This is a genomic window from Agromyces sp. NPDC058484, assembly GCF_042720415.1.
Classification (GTDB): domain Bacteria; phylum Actinomycetota; class Actinomycetes; order Actinomycetales; family Microbacteriaceae; genus Agromyces.
On sequence record NZ_JBHXMP010000029.1, the window covers coordinates 1 to 5619 of the forward strand.

3 rRNA genes are annotated in these 5619 nt (G+C 56.8%); all 3 read right to left on the reverse strand.

Annotated elements, in window-relative coordinates:
* Window positions 1–7: 7 nt before the first annotated feature.
* A 5S ribosomal RNA gene (rrf, locus tag ACFWN7_RS17080) occupies window positions 8–124 on the reverse strand.
* A 193-nt stretch (window positions 125–317) separates the two neighbouring features.
* Window positions 318–3421, reverse strand: a 23S ribosomal RNA gene (locus tag ACFWN7_RS17085).
* A 484-nt stretch (window positions 3422–3905) separates the two neighbouring features.
* A 16S ribosomal RNA gene (locus ACFWN7_RS17090) occupies window positions 3906–5441 on the reverse strand.
* The 16S, 23S and 5S rRNA genes sit together here, the layout of an rRNA operon.
* Window positions 5442–5619: the final 178 nt, after the last annotated feature.

Sequence of the window (5619 nt, forward strand, 5' to 3'; positions counted from 1 at the left end):
AATGAATGTCCGGCGGTGTCCTACTCTCCCACAGGGTCGCCCCTGCAGTACCATCGGCGCTGCGAGTCTTAGCTTCCGGGTTCGGAATGTGTCCGGGCGTTTCCCTCGCGCTATGGCCGCCGAAACTCTAGGACCAAGCACACCCGGGGTTGGGGGTGGTTGGTGGTCTCGGCACCCCACCGGGGGTGGGGTGGTGAAGTCTGTGTGGTGTTGTGTTGGGTTTCCGTCTGTTGGGAACCACAGAGTGGACGCGAGCAATCCTGGGCCACTCACACGGCCTTTCGATGAATGGTCTTCAAACGTGTGTGAGTGTGGTGATTGTCAAGTTATCGGCTTATTAGTACCGGTCAGCTGCGACAGTCGTTAGTCCTGTCTTCCACATCCGGCCTATCAACCCAGTCGTCTGGCTGGGAGCCTCTCCCCCGATGGGGATGGAAATCTCATCTCGAGGCCGGCTTCCCGCTTAGATGCTTTCAGCGGTTATCCATCCCGAACGTAGCTAACCAGCGGTGCTCCTGGCGGAACAACTGGCACACCAGAGGTTCGTCCAACCCGGTCCTCTCGTACTAGGGTCAGATCCTCTCAAATTTCCTGCGCGCGCAGCGGATAGGGACCGAACTGTCTCACGACGTTCTAAACCCAGCTCGCGTACCGCTTTAATGGGCGAACAGCCCAACCCTTGGGACCTACTCCAGCCCCAGGATGCGACGAGCCGACATCGAGGTGCCAAACCATGCCGTCGATATGGACTCTTGGGCAAGATCAGCCTGTTATCCCCGAGGTACCTTTTATCCGTTGAGCGACAGCGCTTCCACAAGCCACTGCCGGATCACTAGTCCCGACTTTCGTCCCTGCTCGACCTGTCAGTCTCACAGTCAAGCTCCCTTGTGCACTTACACTCGCCACCTGATTGCCAACCAGGTTGAGGGAACCTTTGGGCGCCTCCGTTACTTTTTGGGAGGCAACCGCCCCAGTTAAACTACCCACCAGGCACTGTCCCTGAACCGGATCACGGTTCGAAGTTAGATATCCAGAGTGACCAGAGTGGTATTTCAACAATGACTCCACCGACACTAGCGTGCCAGCTTCACAGTCTCCCACCTATCCTACACAAGCCACACCGAACACCAATACCAAGCTGTAGTAAAGGTCACGGGGTCTTTCCGTCCTGCTGCGCGTAACGAGCATCTTTACTCGTAATGCAATTTCGCCGAGTTCGCGGTTGAGACAGCTGGGAAGTCGTTACGCCATTCGTGCAGGTCGGAACTTACCCGACAAGGAATTTCGCTACCTTAGGATGGTTATAGTTACCACCGCCGTTTACTGGGGCTTGAATTCTCAGCTTCGCCTTGCGGCTAACCGGTCCTCTTAACCTTCCAGCACCGGGCAGGCGTCAGTCCGTATACATCGTCTTGCGACTTGGCACGGACCTGTGTTTTTAGTAAACAGTCGCTTCCCACTGGTCTCTGCGGCCACTCCACGCTTCCCACCGCAAGGGTGTTCACGTTTCGGGCCCCCCTTCTCCCGAAGTTACGGGGGCATTTTGCCGAGTTCCTTAACCACGATTTGCTCGATCTCCTCGGTATTCTCTACCTGACCACCTGAGTCGGTTTGGGGTACGGGCGGCTGGAACCTCGCGTCGATGCTTTTCTCGGCAGCATAGGATCACCAACTTTTCATCCGCATCGCGTCTCAGCCTCGTGAGCGACGGATTTGCCTATCGCTCGGCCTACACGCTTGCCCCGGGACAACCATCGCCCGGGATCGGCTACCTTCCTGCGTCACACCTGTTACTACGCTCACTCCACCAGACGGGGTCGCATGCCGCCCCGCGCATCACCCCGAAGGGATCCGCACGGTTAGGGATGCTTAGCACTCCTGATCTCGTGTGGGCGGTTCTTCGCCGGTACGGGAATATCAACCCGTTGTCCATCGACTACGCCTGTCGGCCTCGCCTTAGGTCCCGACTTACCCAGGGCAGATTAGCTTGACCCTGGAACCCTTGGTCTTCCGGAGGACGGGTTTCTCACCCGTCTTTCGCTACTCATGCCTGCATTCTCACTCGTGTGGCGTCCACGGCTGGTTTCCACCGCCGCTTCACTCGCCACACGACGCTCTCCTACCCATCACCACGACTGGACCACGAAGGCCTATCGACTGCGGTAATGCCACGACTTCGGTGGCGTGCTTGAGCCCCGTTACATTGTCGGCGCGGAATCACTTGACCAGTGAGCTATTACGCACTCTTTCAAGGGTGGCTGCTTCTAAGCCAACCTCCTGGTTGTCTGTGCAACTCCACATCCTTTCCCACTTAGCACGCGCTTAGGGACCTTAGTCGGTGGTCTGGGTTGTTTCCCTCTCGACGATGAAGCTTATCCCCCACCGTCTCACTGCTGCGCTCTCACTTACCGGCATTCGGAGTTTGGCTGACGTCAGTAACCTGTTGGGGCCCATCGGCCATCCAGTAGCTCTACCTCCGGCAAGAAACACGCAACGCTGCACCTAAATGCATTTCGGAGAGAACCAGCTATCACGAAGTTTGATTGGCCTTTCACCCCTATCCACAGCTCATCCCCTCCATTTTCAACTGAAGTGGGTTCGGTCCTCCACGACGTCTTACCGTCGCTTCAACCTGGCCATGGATAGATCACTTCGCTTCGGGTCTAGGACCTGCGACTGAATCGCCCTATTCAGACTCGCTTTCGCTACGGCTACCCCACCCGGGTTAACCTCGCCACAGATCACTAACTCGCAGGCTCATTCTTCAAAAGGCACGCCGTCACACCTACAAGGCTGCTCCGACGGTTTGTAAGCAAACGGTTTCAGGTACTATTTCACTCCCCTCCCGGGGTACTTTTCACCTTTCCCTCACGGTACTTGTCCGCTATCGGTCATCTGGGAGTATTTAGGCTTATCAGGTGGTCCTGACAGATTCACGCGGGATTTCTCGGGCCCCGCGCTACTTGGGATCCCTCTCCGGGCCGCACACGATTTCGACTACGGGACTCACACCCACTCCGGTCCGGCTTTCAATCCGGTTCGTCTATCGCATACGCGTCACCGCGACTGCACGGCAGCACAGTCCAAGAGGTCCCACAACCCCGATCACGCAACCCCTGCCGGGTATCACACATGACCGGTTTAGCCTCATCCGCTTTCGCTCGCCACTACTCACGGAATCACGGTTGTTTTCTCTTCCTGTGGGTACTGAGATGTTTCACTTCCCCACGTTCCCTCTACCCGCCCTATACATTCAGGCGGGAGTCACCAGGTCACCCTGAGGGCCTGGCGGGGTTTCCCCATTCGGAAATCCTCGGATCACAGCTCGTTTATCAGCTCCCCGAGGCTTATCGCAGATTACGACGTCCTTCTTCGGCTCCAGATGCCAAGGCATCCACCGTTTGCTCTTAGAAACTTGAAATCACATGAGTTCGATCGAATTCGTCGCCCCGACCGAAGCCAGGACCGAAATTGACCAGTGAACACCAAGACAAGCACCCCGAAAGGGCACCCTCTTGGCGATTCACCTATTGTGATCGACACCACCGGAGTTCAAACAAACACCGGGGCATCAATCTAAGATGCTCGCGTCCACTATGTAGTTCTCAACAGACGGCCAGAACCCCCACCCCCACCAGCACACGCCGGTCTCGGTGAAGGCCTGAAGAAACCACCACCCCCACACCTCCGAAGAAGCGCAGGGAATGCCCGGTCCCTCAGGACCCAACAGCGTGCACGTGCCGGCCTCCCCCGGACAAACCGTTCCCACCTCCGAAGAAGCGTACTGAGTCCGACCGAAATCAACCGGCACCTATGTCAATGTTCCACCCATGAGCAACCAGCGAACCACACTCGGGTCCGACCTGGTCTGCACTGCGGAAGCAAGCTTCCGAGTTGCTCCTTAGAAAGGAGGTGATCCAGCCGCACCTTCCGGTACGGCTACCTTGTTACGACTTAGTCCTAATCACCGATCCCACCTTCGACGGCTCCCTCCCACAAGGGGTTAGGCCACCGGCTTCGGGTGTTACCGACTTTCATGACTTGACGGGCGGTGTGTACAAGGCCCGGGAACGTATTCACCGCAGCGTTGCTGATCTGCGATTACTAGCGACTCCGACTTCATGAGGTCGAGTTGCAGACCTCAATCCGAACTGAGACCGGCTTTTTGGGATTCGCTCCGCCTTACGACATCGCAGCCCTTTGTACCGGCCATTGTAGCATGCGTGAAGCCCAAGACATAAGGGGCATGATGATTTGACGTCATCCCCACCTTCCTCCGAGTTGACCCCGGCAGTCTCACATGAGTTCCCACCATGACGTGCTGGCAACATGCGACGAGGGTTGCGCTCGTTGCGGGACTTAACCCAACATCTCACGACACGAGCTGACGACAACCATGCACCACCTGTACACCAGTGTCCAAAGAGTTCCCCATCTCTGGGGCGTTCCGGTGTATGTCAAGCCTTGGTAAGGTTCTTCGCGTTGCATCGAATTAATCCGCATGCTCCGCCGCTTGTGCGGGCCCCCGTCAATTCCTTTGAGTTTTAGCCTTGCGGCCGTACTCCCCAGGCGGGGCGCTTAATGCGTTAGCTACGACACGGAAACCGTGGAAAGGTCCCCACATCTAGCGCCCAACGTTTACGGCGTGGACTACCAGGGTATCTAATCCTGTTCGCTCCCCACGCTTTCGCTCCTCAGCGTCAGTTACGGCCCAGAGAACTGCCTTCGCCATCGGTGTTCCTCCTGATATCTGCGCATTCCACCGCTACACCAGGAATTCCATTCTCCCCTACCGCACTCCAGTCTGCCCGTACCCACTGCAGACCCGAGGTTGAGCCTCGGGATTTCACAGCAGACGCGACAAACCGCCTACGAGCTCTTTACGCCCAATAATTCCGGACAACGCTCGGACCCTACGTATTACCGCGGCTGCTGGCACGTAGTTAGCCGGTCCTTTTTCTGCACGTACCGTCAAAACCCCCGAAGAGGCCCCTTCTTCCGTACTAAAAGCGGTTTACAACCCGAAGGCCGTCATCCCGCACGCGGCGTTGCTGCATCAGGCTTGCGCCCATTGTGCAATATTCCCCACTGCTGCCTCCCGTAGGAGTCTGGGCCGTGTCTCAGTCCCAGTGTGGCCGGTCACCCTCTCAGGCCGGCTACCCGTCGACGCCTTGGTGAGCCATTACCTCACCAACAAGCTGATAGGCCGCGAGTCCATCCCGAACCGAAAAAACTTTCCACCCCACACCATGCGGTGCAAGGTCCTATCCGGTATTAGCTCCGATTTCTCGGGGTTATCCCAGAGTCCAGGGCAGGTTACTCACGTGTTACTCACCCGTTCGCCACTAATCCACCCAGCAAGCTGGGCCTCATCGTTCGACTTGCATGTGTTAAGCACGCCGCCAGCGTTCGTCCTGAGCCAGGATCAAACTCTCCAAAAAAACTGGTACCCAACACCCGAAGGCATCGAGGAGTTCAACCACTGACAGAGAAACAACTGACTAAAAAACCAATTGTCCATCAATCAAAGGAATCCCACCCCCACCAAAAGGCAGAGGACAGGGTTCAAAAATTGGCATTGAACATAGTGCACGCTGTTGAGTTCTCAAGAAACGGACA